We start from the raw sequence: 20,230 nt of genomic DNA on the forward strand, positions 1-20,230 counted from the left end.
AATGTATATTCAGAGCAAGCTTCCATATGCAGGAGGCTTGCTGTTTCATTTTCAGAAGGAGAATAGGTTCCCATGACACTTAAAAAAAGAATCTTTTTACTGTTCTTTCTCAGTGCGTTTATCCCCTTTATCAGTATATTTGCGATTTCTTATTATACGATCGACTCCATTTTCGCAAATAAGATCGATGATGGTATCCGTAGCAATTTACAGCAGGTGACATCCTCATTGGAGAACTCCATCACCAATCTGAATCACGTTACGCAACAACTATCTTACAGGGGGACTTTAGGCAAAAGAATGGATGAATTCTTGAATCCGTCCTCCGATATCTTCGAACTGATTGAGGCCAGGGACGAATTAAAGAACGAGTTAAGTGTTGTGACCTTCACCAATCCTAATATCGGATTGACCCTATATTACTTTCAAAAAGAAGGTACTACTCAGTTCGGCAACTTTCCGATTAAGGATCGTTTCTCTCCTGAGTCTCTGCCTGTGCTCTTCCAAACCTATGGCATTAAGTACTATGGCCCCCATATGAGTATGAACCGATTTGATGATCAACTCGTTCTGTCTGCTATGCGCAAAGTGCAACTATCCGAGAGGAACGACGTGTTCATTTACGTAGAATCAGGCTTTCGCCTCACTCAAGATATCTTGGGCTACAATCAATACAACGGCGCATTATCTCATCTCATCCTGGATGGTGAAGGCAACATTGTGTACAGCGAAATACCGGAAGCCATGAAGGTAGGGGAGAATTTCACCAGCTTAACGGTCGATCCTGCCAAGGACGGAATATCCCGCGGGTATCACTGGTTTAAGGAGGATTCCTCACAGAAATGGAGTGTCGTATCGGTCATTTCGCAGTCTAAATATCAACAGGAGAAAAACCAGTGGTTGCTTCAAATTTTGCTGGTCGCTTTATTTTTCCTCGGCTTTACCGTGTTTCTCGCTTGGCTCCTGTGGAAGATGGTGTACAAACCACTCGGTCTGTTCCATTCGGAGATCAACGGGATGTCCAAAAATCCACAAAGGACAGTGAGCCGAGCTCGCACTCAGATTCCCGAATTTGATTTTCTGTTGGGTGAATTTTCGAATATGCAGCATCAGATTGGTGACCTCTTCACGGAAGTACAGCAGAAAGAGAAGATTCGTGCAGACCTGGAAGTGGAAAAGCTGCTCTATCAGATCAACCCGCACTTTCTAATGAATACGCTCGATACAGTGCACTGGCTGGCCGTCATGAACGGACAAGGGGAGATCGACAAGCTGGTGCAGTCATTGAACAAGCTGCTCTATTACAATCTAGGCAAATTAGGGCAAGTATCCACCATGGAAGAGGAGATCGATGCCCTAAGACAGTATCTAATTTTGCAGCAAATTCGCTATGACTTTGAATTTGACGTCCGCATTACTGCAGATGAACAAGTACTTCAAATTCCTGTGCCCCGCTTTATTCTGCAACCGCTGGTTGAAAATTCGTTATATCATGGATTAAGTGACGAAGGTTTTATTCAGATTGAAGTGACATGCACTTCAACGTTGAACATTATGATACAAGATAATGGCGCAGGTATGACTGAGGAAACCATTCATAATCTGCTGAACAATCGTGAGGCTGAACAACAAAAAGTAGGGATGGGCATCGGACTCAATTATGTTCACCGCATGTTAAAGGCACAGTACGGGGACCAAGCACAACTGGTGATCGAGAGTGAATTGGGAACAGGGACAAGCATACTGCTCGTATTGCCTATTAAAGGAGAAGATATCTCGGCATGATTAAGGTATTGATTGTAGATGATGATAAGCTGGTACGCAAAGGTATTAGCTCTGCGATGCCATGGGACGAGTTCGACATGGAGGTTGTAGGAGAAGCAAGCAACGGGTTGAAAGCACTGGATTTTCTGAAAACCCAACCGGTCGATCTGATGCTAACGGATCTTGCGATGCCCGTCATGTCAGGGATCGAACTGATGCGAGCTGCGAGGCAGCTCTATCCCGAACTTCATATCGTTGTGTTAACACTGCATCAGGATTTCGATTATATCCAGGAAGCGCTAAGACTCGGAGCCATCGATTATATAGCCAAAGTGCAGCTGGAGAAAGAGCAATTCGAACATGTTCTGCAACGGATTCATACCCGAATTAACGGGTTGACAAGCACAATAAGAAAGATGCCTGCACAGAATGAAATCAATTTCCATTATCGAAATGTGTATGCTCTTGTTTCACAAGATCGGAAATCAGAGCATAAATGGCCAATGGAGCTAACTGCGCATGAAGATGAGATAAGATGGGAGGTTGAGCGTAATAGCTGCATGTGGGCTGCACCTCCGTCCGAAGAGGATCAACTATTTCATCAATTGAGAGAATCCCTGCATCAAGTTCCCCAGTGTACGTTGTTGGTTTTGTCTGATGTACAAGAGCGAACATGGTCGCAAATCAAAAACTGGATTATGAATTATACAGAGACGTCTTTATTCTATGTTTACAACCCCAATAACCAAGTCATTGCCGTTTCGATGAATGAGGAAGATACGTGTTCAAAAGAACCGCAGGATGAGGACCTTGACCGGATTAAACAAAGTTGGTTCCAAACCCCATGGACCCACCACGACAGTTACTATAACCAACTCATTGACCAGTTTATATCCTTACGATTACATAAAGGTCAGTTGATGGGATTGCTGTACTCGATCTTAATGGAGTGGAACCGTATTTTTGCCCAAACTACGCTTGGAAGAATCTCGATGATCCATTCTTTCGAGTCTTGGTACGAGGTTGAAGAATGGATCAAACAGACTGCTGCAAGCATTCGAAAGGCTGATGAACAGACTTCGTACTCACAGGAAATCATCGATGCCGTGAAAAAAGCGGTGATGATCGTGCAGCAGGATTTGGAACAGGCCTATACAGCTTCAGGTCTCTCCCAACAACTCAATATCAGCCGAAGTTATTTCAGTCAATGTTTCAAAGATCTGATGGGGAAAACCTTTAATGAGTACTCCCGCTTCATCCGGGTGGAGAAATCCAAAGAGTACTTGCTCAATACGAATAATACGATTTTCTGGATTGCGGAGCGAGTGGGTTATACGGATGAAAAATATTTCAGCCGGATTTTCCGCGAACTGACAGGTCTTCTGCCAAGCGAATATCGGCAGCTAGGTAGAGGAAATAAATAGCCGACAGTCTCCTGTTTTAGGAGCTGCCGGCTTTTGTTTTTGATCGAGAAGAGGGGTAGATAGACAAATGTTAGTCAGTAGGTAGGGTAAATGATCACAAGTTAACCATACTTCATCATACGGACTGAAAACTGTAACCATTTCTCTATCCAAACGGACGTGTAATCCCTATCTCGATTGGCCTTCACTTCAATTTATAATGAAAGCGTAAACAAATATGTTGAACATCAGAATAAAGGGGAATCGAACTAGATGAGAACAAAATGGTCTATGAAAAGCAAACGCGTGACAAAGCGTCTGGCCGTGCTGTCCATGTCCGCCTTGATGGTTGCAGCCCTAGCGGCATGTGGAGGCACTTCCAATCCTCCTACTGCAGAGGAAGCAGGCAAATATGAGGTAACGCCTGGAGATCCGTTCAGTGCCTATAAAGACGAAATTACCGTAACCATGGGACGGGTAACCACAGCCAATCCAAAACTGCCGGCTGGTGATACCTATGAGAACAACGCATATACTCGGCTGGTCAAAGACACGTTTAACGCTCAGATTACAGATCAATTTGAAGCCAATGGTGAAGATTATAGTCGTCAAGTATCGCTTGCCATCGCATCCGGGGAATTGCCTGACATGATGCGTGTTGATTCCAAAGATGAACTGAAAGAACTGGTGGATAACGATCTGATTGAGGATCTGACCGCCATTTATGATCAATATGCCACGGATAATATCAAGCAAATGTACGATTCCTACGACGGCCGAGCATTAGACAATGCAACGATTGATGGACGTTTGATGGGACTTCCGGCGACTTCCCTGGATTCCGCACCAACGATGGTTTGGGTTCGTCAAGATTGGCTGGATCTGCTGGGGATTCAACTGGATGCAGACGGAGACGGTGCCCTTTCACTGGATGAAGTGGAGAAAACAGCGCTGGAATTCCTGAAAAGAGATCCTGGCCAATCCGGGAACCCGGTAGGTATTCCATTTGTGAACACGATGAATACAACTGATTATAATGGCTCTGCTTATACGATGCTGGGTGTGGCCTCAACCGAGGGAGCCTTCCCGCAATATTGGATGAATGGTGAAGATGGCAAAATCGTGTATGGTTCCACGACAGAAGAAACGAAGAAAATGCTGGGCACCATGGCGGATTGGTTCAAGAATGGCATCATTGACCCGCAATTTGGAACCCGCACGTTTGATGATATTACTGCACTCTACGCCAATGGCCAAAGCGGTATCGCCTTTGGACCGTGGCATATCCCTGACTGGGGACTGATCAGTGCAAAACAGATGGATAAAAATGCGAAATTTTCGGCTTATACGCTGGAGGATGCAAACGGCAAGGTCAACGTGGCGCATGCCAATCCATCCAATCAGTTTATCGTGGTGAGAAAAGGTTATGAGCACCCTGAACTGGCCGTTAAAATTGTAAACCTGTTCTACGATAAACTGGCCAATGATAAAAATGCCGCAGCAACCATGCCGGAAGCTGCCAAGTATCAGGAGACCGGGGTAGACGGTTCAACGAGACCGTTCAATATCGAAGTCAATTCGGCTACATCGCTACTGGATGATTACTCTGACGTTGTTCGCGGGATTAAAGGAGAGATCAGCCTGGATGAGGTTCGCACAACCGAATCGAAGAACAATATCGGAAGCATCAAAACCTATTTGAGCGACATGGATACGGATGATGTGACTGCTTGGTCCAAATATCATTCGCGGATCAACGGAGTGGGACTAATCGACAAACTGACACAAGAAAACAAATTTGTATGGATGACACCTGCTTTCTCTGGCACTACACCAAGCATGAAACAGACGTGGGCCAATCTGACAAAGCTGGAGCAGGAGTCGTTTATCAAAATCGTAACGGGTTCAGAACCGCTCGATTACTTCGATACATTCGTGAGTAACTGGAAGAAACAAGGTGGTGATCAAGTCATTCAGGAAATTGAAGACGAGATCGCATCGAAAAAATAAACATCCATGAACAGTAGCAGGGCTGCGATACGCAGCCTTTCTTCAGAAAAGGGGTTCATCCATGAAACAGGGGAATTGGAAAGCGCGAGGGCGGCTCGGCCCAGGTGCCATGTACCATATGATGATGCTTCCGGGCATTTTGTTTTTGCTTGTATTCAGCTATGTTCCAATGGTCGGTATCATTACGGCGTTTCAGGACTATATACCGGCCAAGGGCATGTTTGGCTCCGAATTTGTAGGCCTGAAGCATTTTATGTATATGTTCAAGCTGCCGGATATCGCGCAGGTCGTCAGCAATACGTTGGTGATTGCGATTGGCAAGATTCTGCTCGGAACGATGATGGCCATCATTTTTTCCGTTTTATTAAATGAAATTCGCATCAAATACGTTAAAAAATCCGTGCAGACGATTGTTTATCTGCCACACTTTCTATCCTGGGTTGTACTGGCATCGGTTGTTGTCAACATGTTCAGTTTGGATGGCATTGTGAATCAAATGTTAGCGTTCTTTGGCCTCGAAAATATTAATTTCCTTGGCAGCAACACCTGGTTCCAGCCACTGATTATCGGTACAGACGTATGGAAAGAGTTTGGTTACAGTTCTATCGTCTATCTGGCTGCAATTACGTCCATTGATCCCGGTCTGTATGAAGCGGCAGGAATGGATGGAGCAAGTTGGTGGAGAAAAGTGTGGCATATTACATTGCCAGGCATGCTGCCTATTATTCTGCTCATGGGCGTAATGAGTCTGACCAACATTTTGAGCGCCGGTTTCGACCAAGTCTATAATCTGTATAACCCGGTTGTCTACGAGTCAGGCGACATTCTGGATACTTATGTCTATCGGATCGGTCTCGTTGGGCGACAGTATAGCTTCGGTACAGCTGTTGGTTTGTTCAAGTCCGTTATCGGTATTGTTTTGCTCATGTCTGCCAACCAGTTGGCCAAAAAATATACGGACCGAAAAATATTCTAAGGAGGCCAAACCTGTGTCCTATTCTGCAAACTTAAAAGATCGAATTGGCCGGTTTGCCATCTATGCCATCGTCATCATGCTGGCATTGGTCTGCCTTCTTCCGTTATGGAATATCGTCGCCATTTCATTCAGCAGCAGCGAGGCAGTATCCGCGAACGCAGTAGGTCTCGTTCCAGTTAATTTCACAACAGCAGCGTATACCAAAATTATCGAAGATGCACAGTTCTGGCGCTCCTTTGGTATATCCGTTCTACGTGTTGCGCTAGCTCTTGTGCTCAACATGATTCTGATTATTTTAATGGCGTATCCGCTATCCAAATCAAAAAGAGATTTTAAAGGCAGAAACATTTATATGAATATCATGATTTTTGCCATGTTGTTCAGTGGAGGCATGATTCCCAGTTACCTGCTGATCAAAAACCTGGATATGCTGAATACGATCTGGGCACTTGTTCTGCCAGGCGCTGTCCCGATATTCAGTGTCATTCTCGTGATGAATTTCTTCTCCGCTGTACCTAAAGCGCTTGAAGAAGCAGCATTCATCGATGGGGCCAATCCGCTTCAGGTCTTGTTCAAAGTGTATGTTCCTGTATCCATTCCTGCACTGGCGACAGTCGCCTTATTCAGTATCGTGGGTACATGGAATGACTTTTTCGGCGGGTTGATCTATATGACCAAAGTGAGCAATTACCCGCTAATGACCTATATTCAGTCCCTTAACGTGAATATTGCCGATTTACTTCAAGCCGGCACAAATTCCAGCGAACTTAGTAACTTGACTGAAATATCGAACAAAAACCTGAATGCAGCCAAAATCGTAGTCGCTGTTATCCCGCTATTGCTGATTTATCCGCTGCTGCAAAAATACTTTGTGACGGGCATTGTCGTAGGATCGGTCAAAGAATAACATTAGAGAGGTTGAATGGAACATGGAAAATAAAAAATGGTGGAAAGAAACCGTTGTATATCAGATATATCCACGCAGCTTTCAAGATCGAAACGGGGATGGCATCGGAGACTTGAAGGGCATTGTGTCCCGATTGGATTATTTGCAGCAACTCGGCATCGGTGCGATCTGGTTATCACCCGTTTGCAAGTCTCCTCAAGATGATTACGGATATGATATTTCAGATTATCAGGACATTGATCCGATGTTTGGGTCTTTAGAAGATATGGAAACATTAATTCAGGAGGCCGGGAAACGAGACATTCGAATCATCATGGATTTGGTGTTGAACCACACTTCGGATGAACACCCCTGGTTTCTAGAAGCCAAAAAAGGCAAAGACAATCCGTACCATGACTACTACGTCTGGAGAGATGGCGTGGAAGGGACGCCTCCAAACGACTTGGGGTCCACCTTTGGTGGTTCAGCCTGGGAATGGGTGCCTGAGATCGGGCAATATTATTTGCATCTCTTTTCCGTAAAACAGCCTGATCTCAACTGGGAAAACCCCAAAGTCCGGCAGGAGATATATAACATGATTAATTGGTGGATCGACAAGGGTGTGGGTGGTTTTCGCCTTGACGTGATCGACTTAATCGGTAAAGAACCGGATTTGAAGATTACGGGAAACGGACCTAATTTGCATAAATATATCAGGGAACTGAGCAAGGAGACGTTTCAAAAAGCGGAAGACCTGCTAACCGTTGGAGAAACATGGGGCGCCACTCCGGAAATCGCCAAACTGTACAGCAATCCAGACGGCAGTGAGTTTTCAATGGTCTTCCAATTTGAACACATCAGCTTGGATGAACAAGAAGGCAAAGGAAAGTGGGATCTTAAACCTTTGAATGTGATGGCATTAAAAAAAGTGCTGTCCAAGTGGCAGACGGAGCTCAAGGGTGATGCCTGGAACAGTCTATTCTGGAACAACCATGACTTGCCACGTATCGTATCTCGTTGGGGAAATGATGGAGAATTCAGAGTTGAATCGGCTAAAATGTTGGCTACCCTTCTTCATGGCATGCAAGGTACGCCTTACATATATCAAGGTGAAGAGCTGGGTATGACGAATGTTCAATATGCGATCGAGGATTATCGGGATATTGAATTGCTCAACTTTTATAAGGAAAGAATGGAGAAAGGTTATCCTGAACAAAGCGTGATGGAGTCGATCTACGCCAAGGGCCGCGATAATGCACGCACACCTATGCAATGGGATACTTCCGATAACTCGGGTTTTACACAAGTGGAACCTTGGATTAAGGTGAATCCAAATTATAAGCAGATCCATGCCGAGGAAAGTTTGAATAACCCTGAATCCATATTCCATTATTACCGGAAGTTAATCCAACTCAGAAAAGATCATGAAGTCATTGTATATGGTGATTATGAGTTGATCTTTCCAGAGAACCCAGACGTGTTTGCTTATACCCGAACGTTGAATAGTACGACAATTCTTGTGGTATGCAATTTCCAAGGATATACGACTGAACTTCCGCTTCAGGAGCAATTAACAGGTTCTCATCAGCTTTTGGTAGCTAACTATACAGGTGAACTCTCGGAGAGCGAATTACGTCCATATGAAGCCAGAATGTACCTTATCCATGATTAAAGCATAATACGTTATATAATGTTCAGTTCTCAAGAAAGAAGGATTGTATTCAATGAAAAGAGTATGGTGGAAAGAAGCAGTAGCTTATCAAATCTATCCGAGAAGTTTTATGGATTCCAACGGGGATGGCATTGGCGACATTAAGGGGATCATTTCAAAACTGGATTATATTCAAGATCTCGGTATTGATCTGATATGGATCTGTCCGATGTATAATTCACCTAACGACGATAATGGGTATGACATCAGCGATTACTGTTCCATTATGGATGAATTCGGCACGATGGCGGAATTTGATCAATTACTGAATGAAGTTCATCTTCGCGGCATGAAACTCATTATGGACTTGGTGATCAATCATACAAGTGACGAACACCCGTGGTTTATTGAATCCAGAGCTTCACTGGATAATCCCAAACGGGATTGGTACATCTGGAAAGATGGGAAGAATGGGGACGAACCGAACAACTGGGAGAGCATCTTTGGCGGTTCTGCTTGGGAATATGATGAAGTCTCCGGACAGTACTATCTCCATCTGTTCTCCAAAAAACAACCAGACTTGAATTGGGCAAATAAAGAAGTTCGGAAATCCATATATGAAATGATGAATTGGTGGCTGGATAAAGGGATTGATGGTTTTCGTGTGGATGCAATCAGCCATATTCACAAAGAAGAGGGTCTCTTGGACATGCCAATAAGAGAAGGCGTCAAATACATCTCCTCTTTTGAAAAACATATGAATGTCAAGGGAATCCAGAGTTATCTGCAAGAAATGAAAGAGAACACATTATCCAGATATGACGTCGTGACTGTTGGGGAAGCAAATGGAGTTAAGGTAGAGGACCAAGAAGATCTGCTGGATTGGATCTGTGAAGTCAGAGGGAAATTTAATATGGTCTTTCAATTCGAACACCTGGACCTTTGGAAAAACAGTACAGACAGGCAACTGGATGTTCCCAAATTGAAAAACGTCTTGACCAAGTGGCAAAAATCACTGGAAGGCGTCGGCTGGAATGCTTTGTTTATTGAAAATCACGATCAGCCTCGCAAAGTTTCATCTTGGGGAAATGATACGGAGTATTGGTATGAAAGTGCCACAGCACTTGGAGCCATGTACTTTTTCATGCAAGGCACACCTTTCATATATCAGGGGCAAGAGATAGGCATGACAAACGTGGCTTACCCTTCCATAGCGGATTATAACGACATAGCCGATCGGAATTTATATCAGATCAAACGCGAAGAGGGGATGTCGCATGAGGAGATCATGAACATCATCTGGGCTTCGAGTCGCGATAACTCCAGAACACCGATGCAGTGGTCTTCGGCCAAAGAGGCCGGGTTTACCAGTGGAACACCATGGCTGAAGGTGAATGACAATTACATCAATATTAATGTAGAGAAACAACTCCAGGAACCACGTTCTATTCTTCAATTTTATAAACAAATGATTCAGCTGCGAAAAGAGCACGATACGCTGACTTATGGGATCTATGAGCTCCTTATGCCGGATCATCCGAGTGTATATGCATATACACGCACACTGGCAGACCAACAGGTGCTGGTAGTAATCAATCTTTCTGAAGATATTGTGCAGCTTGGGGAAGAAGAACTCGGCCTCAACTTCTCAGAGATCTGGCTTACCAACTATGAGAATGGCTTGCTGCCACTGGTGTTGCGACCGTTTGAAACTATTGTTGGATTAAGCGATATAGTAAAGTAAAGTAGGATACGTAAAAAGAAAAAGGCGCCTATATCATTCAGAAAATGATATAGGCGCCTTCTATTGTTGTGTAACCACATGAAAATTAGCTGCGAATACTCGTTTTATTGATGGAGAACATCCGCGTATTCAGAGATACGATCGAAACGTCCCTTGGCAAACGGACATAGAGGTAAAATCTTAATACCGTTTTCCCGCGCGTATTCTACCATCGCTTTGATAAGTTCATCGCCAAGCCCTTGTCCTCGGTAAGCATTTTCCACCAATGTGTGATCAATGATGTATAGCTCTGTACTCGAGATTACATAGGTCATCACCGCAGCAATGTCACCGTTATCTTGAATAAGAAATCTTTTATTGGCAGGTTCATGTTCTACGTTATGCATGTTCATCCTCTTTCTTTGTTGAATATTCACCGTCCAGAAGCTTATACGTCAATGCTCCGCTTGGACATGTGTCAATATGCTGGGCAATGGCCTCCGAAGTGTCACCATCAGGATCAACCCAAGGACGCTTGCTTAAATCAAAAACAGCAGGGAGGCCCTTTACGCAAATACCGGAATGAATGCAAACATCCGAATTAAACATAACCTCGATATCTTTACCATAATATAATTTCTCTTTAACCATAGTGCATTCACATCTTTCACTGTTAAGTTTGAGTTTGTTTACAGATCGATACCCTAGGCATCCATGGTAAGCCATGTCTGCCTAGCCCTTAATGTCCGAATTATAAATGAGGAATCGTTAATAAGTCAACGTGACACAGGACAAGAACACGGTCATTTTATATGCTGATCATAACCCTGAGTCCTCCGAAAAATTAACGCTCCAAGAAAGTTATATTTCCGGCGATTCTAAGTTGTCATCTAACAACACCTTTAATGGAGTTTGGGAACTTATTTAGTGACTTCGATCTGAAATTGATCGGAATATGATTTGAGGTTGCCTGCAAGACCAGCGAGTTCCCCGGAGATGTTCGACAGTTCGTTTGCCGATCGCTGCTGCTCCACAGCACTAGCCGTGACTTCTTCGGCCATGGCTGAAGTTTCCTCGGTTGCGGAAGCAATATAACTGAGATTCTGTTCCAACTCCTGACGAATAGAGTGCATATCCATCGTCCGGCTGTCCAAACTCTGAGCCAACTCATGCACTTCGGTCGATAAGCGGCTAACCTGTCCAAATGCCTGGAGACAATCAGCGATTTGTTTCTCCTGTTCCTTAACAGCTACCATATTCGCATCAAAATGACTGCCCATCCGATGTATCTCTTGAACAAATGAACCCAGGATCTCATCAATCTCCTGGATCGAACGTTCGGATTGTTGAGCGAGCTGTCCCATTTCCCCAGCAACGACTGCAAAGCCTTTACCCGCTTCTCCAGCCCGGGCTGCTTCAATTGAAGCATTCAGGGATAGTATTTGAGTTTGTTTTAAAATGTTGTGAATCTGACCGCTAATAGAGGAAGCGAGTTCGGATTGAGTCGTCAGAGACCTGGAAATATCCTGTTGATGCTCAACACGCTTGGCATTCTCTCGGCCCTTCTCAAGCAGAACCTCATGTTCACGTGTAACTTGTACTTGAACAGAAGATAGCTGCTCTGAAGTATAAGTAAACTGTTTCACATATGAACCTACTTCATCCATTATTTTGCCGAGATTCTCTGAATGCTGGACGGAGTGTTCTGTCTCTTCAGCCTGTTTCATTGAACCTATGGCAATTTCCTCGATCGCTCTGGAAAGTTCTTCGCTCTGACGCTGGTTTGTCTGAGCGGTTTCCGAAATATCTTTTGATGACTGCTGTAATGTATTTGAACCTTGCTGTATTCCCATCAGAATGTTCGTCAATTGGGCAACCATGATGTTAATCAAATCACTAATGTCACCGAGTTGATCATTGGACATGTGTGTGGATACGACTTTGAGATTCCCATCAGCAACCTGCTCGAGACTTGACTTAATATCGCGTACTTGTCTAAGAATACCTCGTACTACGAATAACATCATGACCAAAGAAAGAATCAGTACAACCACAAAAATCGGGATAATGGTCTGATAAGCATTATTCACAGATGTCGCGGAGACTTGATTCACTGCTCCAGCAGAAATATCAATGCCCAGATAGCCAATGACAGCACCTTGCGAATCCTTGATTGGTGTAAAGGAGGACAATAGCTGTCCCCAGGTTGGATCATCTACAATGCCTGTTGTGACGACTTCACCGCGTAACAAGCGTTCCTGAATCTGGGGATTGAATTCCATTGCAGTGCCGTAAGGACTATATTCCGTATCGTCCCAATTCGCTCCATCCACGGTGTAAATCCACCCGTCCGAAGTTTTGTTATACATATAAACATACAAGGCTCCCGATTGAAGCCTAACTTTAACGAGTTCGTCCCTAAGACTTTTATATTCGTTGCTCTCCTCTGAAGCAGTAGAAGATAATGTCTTAATTAATTCCGACTCCTGACCTAGTTGAGAGGCGGTATTCACAGCCAGCTGCTGATTGTTATGCTGCATGGTCATTAATGATGCATTTTCACTGGAGTCGATGGTGGCCCATATGATTAGACCGCCCATGGCCAGTAGCGGAACCAGAATAATCAAATACAGTTTGAACCTTAAATCCATCTTTTTTTTGCGAGTCTGTCTCACGTACGGTTCCCCCTTGGATGTAATAAAGTAAATATGGTTATTCGTATAACCCCATACTATTTATCGTAATATTGAAGGGGGAAATGAAGACTAACACTAAATTTGTATATACATATACGTAGGAGAATATGATCATTTGTAGTACCAGTGCACTCAACCCGAATGTAGAAGTTACGTCTTGCATCAAGAAACGTTGTCATTAACCAAAAAAAGCTCCACCAGCTTTATGCCAGTGGAACGCTTAATTTTTCTCTAAGACATTCTGTTCAATATACAAATATACTCATGGATGCTCATTGCAGAAACGGTCGATATAATCGGAACATTGCCCAGGTTCATCTTCCATAACGAAATGACCTGCTTTGGGAATGACATGCAGGCAGGCATGGGGAATATCCTGGACAAGCCTCTTTGCATAAGCGAGGGGCTGCCATTCATCTTCTTCCCCCCATAAAATTTGAACGGGAACCTTCAGCTTGGGTAAATCTGTTCCATAGGATTCAGTATATTTTGCATTATAGTGAGCTACCTGATGGGAGAAAAAAGAGGCTTTGCCCAATGAACCTGTATGGGGTTCCAGATATGCATCCAGTGTATCGCCAGTCATAAGCTCTTTATTATACACTGCCATGGGTAATTGTTTCTTTAGCATGATATCAAAATCTGCACGGGGCATTTGTTCAACCTGTTCAAGCTGTTCTTCAATAATTTTCTTCCAGGTTGGTGAGGGCCACGAATCATAGCTGGGCATGTTGAGTAACGTAAGCGATTGTACACGTTCAGGCTGTTCCAAGGCCAGTTGGACTCCGACAATTCCACCTAGATCGTGGGCTGCGACATGTAAACGATCCATTCCGAGTTCGTCTAAAAGCTGACTAAACAGCGTATATTGTGTTGCCACAGAAGTATCTGCTTCGAGTGGTCTTTCGGATGCTCCATATCCAAGAAGGTCATGTACGTAGACTTTATACCCTTTTTGAACCAGCGCGGGTATTACTTTTCTCCATTCATAGCTATAAGAGGGTGTTCCGTGAAGGAGCCATATGGGAGAGCCTTCTCCGTATTGCTCATAAGCGATTCGATATCCATTAATCAAGATGGATGACGTTGCTACTGTTTGCATAGTGATTACTCCCTTCCATAAACGATTGAGATTAAAAATGAAATGGGCTCTTAATGAGCTACATTGAATATAAACGATTGCTTTACATTAGTTAAATTGATAGTTTATATGTAAACGATCAGTTTTAATGATGTTACAAAGAAGGGAGCCAATGATGGAAATACGTCATCTGGTCACATTTATTGCAATTGTGGAACACGAGGGATTTACCAAAGCTGCTGAACATCTTGGATACGCGCAATCTACAATTACATTGCATATTAAGGCGTTGGAAGAGGAGATTAACTACCCTTTATTTGATCGAATTGGTAAGCGGGTTATTTTAACGGAGACCGGGAAAAAATTGTTGCCACATGCCCAAAAAATGCTTGAGCTTTATCATATGATTAAGGAAGTGACTGTTGCACAAGGTGAATTAACAGGTAATATCGTGATCAGTATTGGGGAAACGTTGTTGATCTATCGTTTTCCACCTATTATTGAAGAGTTCAAAAAATTGCATCCTCATGTCAATATCGAGTGGCACCAATTAGATTCCGTACATTATAAAGAGAATTTGATGCAAGGTAAAAGTGATATTTCCTTCATGTTGGGGACAGAGGTGCATGATCCCAATCTGTACAGTGAGAAATTGGCTGAGGAGCCCATGATGCTGCTGTACCCCAATTCATTTGAGCTACAACGGGACATTGTACGAAGCAATTTACTTTTTACCGAAAGAGGTTGCGGTTATCGCACATTGTTTGAACAATGCATTGAAGAGTATCAGATTGGGATTACTTCCAATATTGAATTCTGGAGTATTGAAGCTGTGAAACAGTCGATATTGAGCGGTATGGGCATATCCTTGTTACCTCGAATTACGGTAGAGAAGGAGCTGAAGGAAGAAAAACTTTCAGGTCAGCAGTACAAACAAAATCTAGCTACGCAGTTGCTGTATCCCAAAAACAAGTGGATCTCTCCCCAAGTAGAAGCTTTTATTGAGATCGTTAGAAAGCATGCCGCCCTCTGGTAGCTCATTTCAACCGTCCTTTATAGCCTACCACTGAACCGTTGGATTGCTTCCTCGGTCACCGGCGTGAAGAGATTAACCAGATTACCGTCAGGATCACGAAACAGCACAGCACGATTCCCCCACGGCATTGTGCTAGGTTCCTTTACCCACTCATCAACAAACGGCTTCAAGCGCTCGTATTCGGCATCAACATCGTGGACGTGGAACTCAATAATGACAGTACGATTGTTGGCTGCCACAGCGGAACCAGCGCCAAATAGTTGCACCGTCTGGGAGTGGCCGATCGCTAGAGTGCACGATGGCATAACGAGTTCGGCAAAGACAGGTGCAGGGCGTTCCGCCGAAACACCCGTGATTTTCTCATAGAACTCGACGAGACGATCCACGTCATCAGTAATGATACGCAAAGAAGCAAAATTCACGAGATATCATCCTTCCTATAATAAGTAATACATTTTGGACCAAAAACACTTCGCATTTACTTCTACTCCTTTACAATTGCTTACTCCAACTATACAAATACACTACTGACAACAGTATGTCAGTAGTGTTTTACGAAGAAACCACCGTCCACTAGCCATCATTCTATAGAACGTATTAGAGTTTCAAAGTGAGGGTAAGTGCTAAAAATCGATTGTACTTGGTGGTAAACAGTGTTACTCTAAAAGTCTGTGTTCGACAATATATTTAATACTAGCCACCAATTTAGTTGTAAAGAAAGGTAACACTATGATAAAAGTTGAAAACTTATCCTTCTCATTTCCACAAAAGGAACTATATAAAAACATTTCATTTACGTTTGAAGAGGCACAACATTGTGCTTTTATCGGAACAAGCGGAAGTGGAAAAAGTACACTGATCGATATCCTGATGGATCCGGAACGATATTTGTTCGAGGGCAGGTTAGAGATAGACCCTGATTGCAGAATCGGGTATGTGAGTCAGTTTTTGCAAGTAGACAAAACAAAAGAAATGACCGTTTTTGAATATATCGCAGAAGAATTCATCAAGATACAAGATGAAATTACAGCGATTTATGCGGAGATGGCCACCACATCGGATATGGATTCCCTGATGGAAAAGCTTCAATTGGCTTTGGATGCCTTCGAGGCGATGGATGGTGATAATTTCGAAAAAAACATCAATAAGCAGTTAAACCTTGCCAACCTCATGAAGCTCAAAGATCTTAGTATATCCGCCATAAGCGGCGGGGAATTCAAACTTATTCAAGTGATGAAGGAAATGCTGAATCGTCCAGACTTCATGATTATGGACGAACCCGATGTATTTCTAGACTTTGAAAACCTGAACGCGCTTAAAAAATTGATTAACTCCCACAAGGGAATGCTGCTGGTCGTTACACACAACCGGTATCTGTTGAATCATTGTTTCAACAAAATCATACACCTAGAAAACACAGAGCTCCAGGAGTTTGACGGGCGATATATCGATTATAACTTCTCACTGCTTCAGTCTAAGATCGAACTGCAAGAAATCGCGGTTGCAGAAGCTGAAGAAATTGAGAGATACGATCACATCATCGACAATCTTAGAGAGATCGCCACATATAATTCGGAAGCCTCGAGAGGCAGAGCGTTAAAAGCCAGAGTCAAGTTTCAAGAGAGATTGGAAGCACGTCGAATAAAAGAACCCTTTGTCGATATCAAACAGCCAAATATCCGTTTTGGGATCGATAAGGAAATGGAAGACACCGTTGTAGTTAACGTCAATAACTATAGCGTTTCCTTTGACGAGTTGCTTTTGGAAAATGTGAACTTTGAGATCAAATCGACAGATAAAGTAGCCCTGATCGGTCCTAACGGTACCGGGAAAACGACTTTACTCCGAGAAATCTTTAAAAATAATCAGGATTCCATTGAAATAGATACCGATGTTAAAGTGGCCTATTTATCTCAGGTTCAAGGCGAAATGTTAAAGGATTCGAATACCATCCTAAATGAATTCATAGATTCCGGGTTTCAAACGTATGATGAAATTAGATCGTATCTTCCAAACTATGGCTTTGAAGGAGAAATCCTTGATCAAAAGATTGAATCATTGTCTGGCGGTGAAAAAAACATGCTTCAATTGGCTAAAGTTTCTGCCAGTCAAGCCAACGTATTGCTCCTGGATGAACCAACAAGCCATTTGGATATCTATACACAAATCGCATTGGAGAAAGCCATTGAAGACTACAAAGGTGCGATTATCATGATTTCTCATGATTTTTATTCGGTTGTAAATGGTATGGATTATGTTTTAATTATTGAGGACAGAACGATTAGTAAAATGAGTATAGAAGAATTCAGACAGATGATTTATGCGAGTCATTTTGATGAAAACTATCTAGAAAATGAACAAAAGAAAAAGTCTGTTGAAATGAAAATTGAATTGGCTTTAAAAGATACTAATTTTGAACTTGCAAAAAGTTTGGTTGATGAGCTAGAAAAGCTGATTAAGTTGCTTTAGACAAGGTGAATATTCCATAAATCTAAATCCCCCTGTATGTGGATTAATCCGCATACAGGGGGATTTACTTCTAGAAACAGCTAAACGAGCTGATTCGCTGCAGATCAATGCCGGTGTATAGCCAGAAGAAGCCATTCCAGCGGAAGCCAGCCACCGAATTTCTACCGACAAATACCGGGTACATCCAGAAGCCGGGACCACGATCCGGCCAAATATATGTGTAGCGAAACAAACAGCCGGATATGGCTCTTGGATCTACCGCATATAACGAAGCGGGTTGCTGTGGAATGAATGATGGTGGCGGTCCGGTAGGTGCCTGCACGCCTTGTGGTCCGCCGCCTCCACCCCCGGGGAACGATGGCGGACCAGGAAATCCGCCGGGTCCTCCTGGTCCTCCGGGACCCCCAGGTCCGCCAAATCCTCCACCAGGTCCAAAAGGAGGTAAAAATGTCATATCACATCACTCCTGTTCATTAGTCTAATGTATTGTATGTAGGCAATTGAGCAGGGGAATGGGTGAAAGCCTATAAAAGGCTGCTAATTTGGTCATGGCCTTGTCAGGCGGATATTCAAAATAAAGACAAGCTCAAGCTGCGACCGTTTATCCTTGGGCATGTCCGAGTAGTGAGTTTCTTTCATGTTTTGGGAAAATTGGACAAAACTACGGTGAAGCCATAATAGATTTATACGAACTGCAAAAATGCACTGGGAGCAATCCCGGTGCATTCTCCTTTTAAAATGAGCGATAGGCCAAGACCTTTTTTTTCCATTCATTTCGTTAACGAGTGCGAAAGTCCTGTGGTGTGCAACCATAATGCTTTTTGAATATTTTTATAAAATGCGGCGGAGCCAAAAAACCAAGCGCCTTGCTGACATCTGCAATTTTGAGGTCTGAGTTCAATAACAGGTAAGATGCTCTGTTCATACGTAAGCTGTACAAATAATCACCAATCGTTTCTCCAGTGACCGTTTTGTACACCTTGGACAGGTAAACGGGGTGCAGGCCGATATAATCGGCAATGACCTGAAGGGAGATACCTTCTGCCAAATGCTCCTGAATGTATGTTCTCACTTTAGACGTAATTTGTTCGTGCGCATTCATCAGCTGATTGGAGGCCTGCTTGCGTCGCTGATTAATCATTTTCTCTGCCCAGCTATATATGCGTTGGCCGGATAACTGGCTTTTTTTCCGAAGCAAAAATTCGAACTCCTCCCCAAGCATTTCCTCAACCGTCGTGTCCTGCGATTTTAGTGAAATCGAGAATGTGGAAGACAGGTAGAGTAGTACTGTAAACAATTGATCGTGGGACAGTTCTTTGCCAACTTCGTTCAAGAAAAGAATTCTGGAAATTTTGCTTATGGCCTCATCCCAATTACCTGATTCCAGCAAGTTAGGGAGCAAGGGTGGCTCATACAAATTAATTAGGTTTTGCTGTTCATGGGAATCCGCATCCTTTTTGTCCAGCGTAATAAAATAGCTTTTGTTGCTGCCCACATTCCGATTGATGGCTGACACGGAGGCTAAATATAGATCGGAGAGGTGGTCAGGGAAGAATTGCTCTTTACTCAGACAAATGGAGATGGCTCCCTTTAAAAATTTTTGCACATTGTTTTGCAGTCTGACCGCGTGGGAGTCGACTGAATCGAGTGCATGCAGATCACTGTTTTTGATCAGAAATACCAGATATCCCTGCTCTGTAATGCAATGCCACAGCTTGAACGGATGCTGAAACACTTCTTCGGCTATATTGGTTACAGCATATTCGAGCAAGGATAATGACCGAAGATCATAACCGGAAAATTCTTCCTCCATCCGAATGACCATCATAATAAAGGGGTCAGAGGACGCAAAGGGAATCTCCAGCATGCTGAGACGCCCGGCCAAAATCTGATGGCTCATGGCTTTGTTCTGAAGAAGTTCCTTGAGCAGCTGATTGCGCAACAAGGGCATATTGGCGTGAAGAGCATGCTGAATTTGCTGAAATGAACTGATGCGTTCCCATTCGTGCTCAATATTGGCGATAGCCTTTGTTACAGCTTGGATGAGCTCATCGGTATTTATCGGCTTCAGCAGATAATTAGCAGCCTGATACTGAATTGCTTTTTGGGCATATTCAAACTCATCGTGACCAGACAAAATAATACATCTAATTTTACTGGAGAATCGCCGAATCTCCAAAATAAGCTCCAAACCATCCATCTCGGGCATACGAATATCGGTAATCATGATATCAACAGCGTATTTGGAAGCGATATCGAGAGCCTCCGCAGCCGAGTAAGCTCTATGCACTTCCTGGATGCCATAATCTTCCCAGGGAATTGTCAGCGCGAGACTATCAACAACCGATTTCTCGTCATCCACTATTAATAAACCGTACAAGCTAATTCCCCCTCTATAGACAAGCTGTTACAACACTTATTGTATTGTATGATGGCCGAACTATCATTTCAATGGATGCCGCCTTGGCTCACCTCAAATCTTAAGAAAACGATACAGATGTTCAGAAATACCTATGCGGATTACCGCTGCATATG

General features: G+C 43.4%; 16 protein-coding genes. 9 read left to right on the forward strand and 7 right to left on the reverse strand.

Translation table 11 applies throughout. The features are described 5' to 3' along the window. Nucleotides 1–72 precede the first annotated feature (72 nt). The 7 genes from QNO02_RS15635 to QNO02_RS15665 all read left to right on the forward strand — a co-directional run bounded on the left by QNO02_RS15635 (nt 73) and on the right by QNO02_RS15665 (nt 10,434). Nucleotides 73–1,785, forward strand: a complete 1,713-nt coding sequence (locus tag QNO02_RS15635) for a sensor histidine kinase (RefSeq protein ID WP_289389228.1) — start codon at nt 73–75, stop codon at nt 1,783–1,785. Continuing rightward, nucleotides 1,782–3,188 (forward strand): response regulator transcription factor, encoded by a 1,407-nt coding sequence (locus tag QNO02_RS15640; protein WP_289389229.1) that lies wholly within the window; start codon nt 1,782–1,784, stop codon nt 3,186–3,188. The genes QNO02_RS15635 and QNO02_RS15640 overlap by 4 nt, the downstream gene beginning before the upstream one ends. Nucleotides 3,189–3,440: 252 nt before the next feature. Further along, nucleotides 3,441–5,177: a type 2 periplasmic-binding domain-containing protein gene (locus QNO02_RS15645; RefSeq protein ID WP_289389230.1), complete on the forward strand. Its 1,737-nt coding sequence runs from the start codon at nt 3,441–3,443 to the stop codon at nt 5,175–5,177. A gap of 61 nt (nt 5,178–5,238) precedes the next feature. After that, on the forward strand, nt 5,239–6,153 hold the full coding sequence (locus QNO02_RS15650; RefSeq protein ID WP_047843154.1) for an ABC transporter permease: 915 nt from the start codon (nt 5,239–5,241) through the stop codon (nt 6,151–6,153). A 13-nt stretch (nt 6,154–6,166) separates the two neighbouring features. Continuing rightward, nucleotides 6,167–7,060, forward strand: coding sequence for a carbohydrate ABC transporter permease (locus tag QNO02_RS15655; RefSeq protein WP_100527586.1), 894 nt, complete (start codon nt 6,167–6,169; stop codon nt 7,058–7,060). Nucleotides 7,061–7,082: 22 nt separating this feature from the next. Next, nucleotides 7,083–8,711 carry a glycoside hydrolase family 13 protein gene (locus QNO02_RS15660; RefSeq protein WP_289389231.1) on the forward strand — a complete coding sequence of 543 codons (1,629 nt, stop codon included), beginning with the start codon at nt 7,083–7,085 and terminating at the stop codon, nt 8,709–8,711. Nucleotides 8,712–8,763: 52 nt separating this feature from the next. Next, nucleotides 8,764–10,434 (forward strand): glycoside hydrolase family 13 protein, encoded by a 1,671-nt coding sequence (locus QNO02_RS15665; protein ID WP_047843157.1) that lies wholly within the window; start codon nt 8,764–8,766, stop codon nt 10,432–10,434. Between the two features lie 104 nt (nt 10,435–10,538). On the opposite strand, the gene QNO02_RS15670 is transcribed toward QNO02_RS15665, so the two are convergent. The 4 genes from QNO02_RS15670 to QNO02_RS15685 form a co-directional block, all read right to left on the reverse strand. Continuing rightward, nucleotides 10,539–10,820 carry a GNAT family N-acetyltransferase gene (locus QNO02_RS15670; protein ID WP_047843158.1) on the reverse strand — a complete coding sequence of 94 codons (282 nt, stop codon included), beginning with the start codon at nt 10,818–10,820 and terminating at the stop codon, nt 10,539–10,541. Then, nucleotides 10,813–11,064: a (4Fe-4S)-binding protein gene (locus QNO02_RS15675; RefSeq protein WP_047843159.1), complete on the reverse strand. Its 252-nt coding sequence runs from the start codon at nt 11,062–11,064 to the stop codon at nt 10,813–10,815. The genes QNO02_RS15670 and QNO02_RS15675 overlap by 8 nt, the downstream gene beginning before the upstream one ends. Nucleotides 11,065–11,333: 269 nt before the next feature. Then, the gene (locus tag QNO02_RS15680; RefSeq protein ID WP_047843160.1) at nt 11,334–13,088 is read right to left on the reverse strand and encodes a methyl-accepting chemotaxis protein; all 1,755 of its coding nucleotides are present in this window, start codon (nt 13,086–13,088) and stop codon (nt 11,334–11,336) included. A 283-nt stretch (nt 13,089–13,371) separates the two neighbouring features. Then, a complete protein-coding gene (locus QNO02_RS15685; RefSeq protein WP_047843161.1) occupies nt 13,372–14,211 on the reverse strand; it encodes an alpha/beta fold hydrolase in 840 nt (279 codons plus the stop codon). Nucleotides 14,212–14,362: 151 nt separating this feature from the next. Between QNO02_RS15685 and QNO02_RS15690 the strand changes: the two genes are divergently transcribed. After that, a complete protein-coding gene (locus tag QNO02_RS15690) occupies nt 14,363–15,226 on the forward strand; it encodes a LysR family transcriptional regulator (protein WP_082219099.1) in 864 nt (287 codons plus the stop codon). Nucleotides 15,227–15,243: 17 nt separating this feature from the next. Here QNO02_RS15690 and QNO02_RS15695 read toward each other — a convergent pair whose 3' ends face one another. Further along, complete coding sequence (locus QNO02_RS15695) at nt 15,244–15,648, reverse strand: VOC family protein (RefSeq protein ID WP_047843163.1); 405 nt, start codon at nt 15,646–15,648, stop codon at nt 15,244–15,246. A 307-nt stretch (nt 15,649–15,955) separates the two neighbouring features. Between QNO02_RS15695 and QNO02_RS15700 the strand changes: the two genes are divergently transcribed. Next, on the forward strand, nt 15,956–17,695 hold the full coding sequence (locus QNO02_RS15700; protein WP_047843164.1) for an ABC-F family ATP-binding cassette domain-containing protein: 1,740 nt from the start codon (nt 15,956–15,958) through the stop codon (nt 17,693–17,695). A 70-nt stretch (nt 17,696–17,765) separates the two neighbouring features. Here the strand turns inward: QNO02_RS15700 and QNO02_RS15705 are convergent, their stop codons facing one another. Then, entirely contained in the window at nt 17,766–18,149 is a 384-nt protein-coding gene (locus tag QNO02_RS15705) for a hypothetical protein (protein ID WP_047843165.1), read from the reverse strand. A gap of 324 nt (nt 18,150–18,473) precedes the next feature. Continuing rightward, nucleotides 18,474–20,075 (reverse strand): response regulator transcription factor, encoded by a 1,602-nt coding sequence (locus QNO02_RS15710; RefSeq protein ID WP_047843166.1) that lies wholly within the window; start codon nt 20,073–20,075, stop codon nt 18,474–18,476. Between the last annotated feature and the right edge of the window lie 155 nt (nt 20,076–20,230).

This window comes from Paenibacillus sp. PK1-4R, assembly GCF_030369595.1.
GTDB lineage: Bacteria > Bacillota > Bacilli > Paenibacillales > Paenibacillaceae > Paenibacillus.

Coding starts and splice junctions, on each gene's coding strand:
- QNO02_RS15635 (WP_289389228.1), top strand. CDS start 73: ATGACACTTAAAAAAAGAATCTTTTTACTGTTCTTTCTCAGTGCGTTT.
- QNO02_RS15640 (WP_289389229.1), top strand. CDS start 1,782: ATGATTAAGGTATTGATTGTAGATGATGATAAGCTGGTACGCAAAGGT.
- QNO02_RS15645 (WP_289389230.1), top strand. CDS start 3,441: ATGAGAACAAAATGGTCTATGAAAAGCAAACGCGTGACAAAGCGTCTG.
- QNO02_RS15650 (WP_047843154.1), top strand. CDS start 5,239: ATGAAACAGGGGAATTGGAAAGCGCGAGGGCGGCTCGGCCCAGGTGCC.
- QNO02_RS15660 (WP_289389231.1), top strand. CDS start 7,083: ATGGAAAATAAAAAATGGTGGAAAGAAACCGTTGTATATCAGATATAT.
- QNO02_RS15665 (WP_047843157.1), top strand. CDS start 8,764: ATGAAAAGAGTATGGTGGAAAGAAGCAGTAGCTTATCAAATCTATCCG.
- QNO02_RS15670 (WP_047843158.1), bottom strand. CDS start 10,820: ATGCATAACGTAGAACATGAACCTGCCAATAAAAGATTTCTTATTCAA.
- QNO02_RS15675 (WP_047843159.1), bottom strand. CDS start 11,064: ATGGTTAAAGAGAAATTATATTATGGTAAAGATATCGAGGTTATGTTT.
- QNO02_RS15685 (WP_047843161.1), bottom strand. CDS start 14,211: ATGCAAACAGTAGCAACGTCATCCATCTTGATTAATGGATATCGAATC.
- QNO02_RS15690 (WP_082219099.1), top strand. CDS start 14,363: ATGATGGAAATACGTCATCTGGTCACATTTATTGCAATTGTGGAACAC.
- QNO02_RS15700 (WP_047843164.1), top strand. CDS start 15,956: ATGATAAAAGTTGAAAACTTATCCTTCTCATTTCCACAAAAGGAACTA.
- QNO02_RS15705 (WP_047843165.1), bottom strand. CDS start 18,149: ATGACATTTTTACCTCCTTTTGGACCTGGTGGAGGATTTGGCGGACCT.